Origin of the sequence: Acinetobacter sp. NIPH 817, assembly GCF_000368405.1 — a bacterium.
Classification (GTDB): Bacteria; Pseudomonadota; Gammaproteobacteria; order Pseudomonadales; family Moraxellaceae; genus Acinetobacter.
On record NZ_KB849420.1, the window covers coordinates 2,446,434 to 2,447,026 of the forward strand.

1 protein-coding gene is annotated in these 593 nt (G+C 48.2%); it reads right to left on the reverse strand.

Features of this window, described 5'->3' with window-relative positions; all coding sequences use genetic code 11:
• The coding region (locus tag F968_RS20415; protein WP_004794373.1) for an Ig-like domain-containing protein at positions 1–593 on the reverse strand (593 nt) is incomplete at both ends.

Sequence of the window (593 nt, forward strand, 5' to 3'; positions counted from 1 at the left end):
CTATCAGAGTCGCTGTCAGAGTCCGAATCGCTGTCACTATCAGAGTCGCTGTCAGAGTCCGAATCGCTGTCAGAGTCTGAATCGCTGTCGGAATCAGAGTCACTGTCCGAGTCAGAATCGCTGTCAGAGTCTGAGTCCGAATCACTGTCGGAATCAGAGTCAGAGTCGCTGTCAGATTCACCGATAATAATTAACGTACCTGTTGCAGAGCCTTCATTACCCGCAGCATCAGTAGCAGTCACAAGGATTGTATGTGATCCGTCGTTTAAGGCTGGTAGGGTGTTATCTGCTAGTGTCCATGTTCCATCACCGTTATTTACGGCTGTGTACTCTACACCATCTACAGTTACAATCACTTTGGCCGTAGGATCATCTACAGTACCAGTTAATGTAGGTGTATTATCATGACTAGATAATTCATCAAACGTTACAGTTGGTGCTACAGCATCAACAATCTCGGTAGCCGGTGGTGAGGTGTTACCTGCTGGATCAGTTGCTGTTGCCTTAACTTCGTCACCATCTTCAAGACCCGGGTTCGGTACTGTCCAGCTGCCATCTGTGCCTGCAACTACTGTTGCTGTGGTGCCATCAGG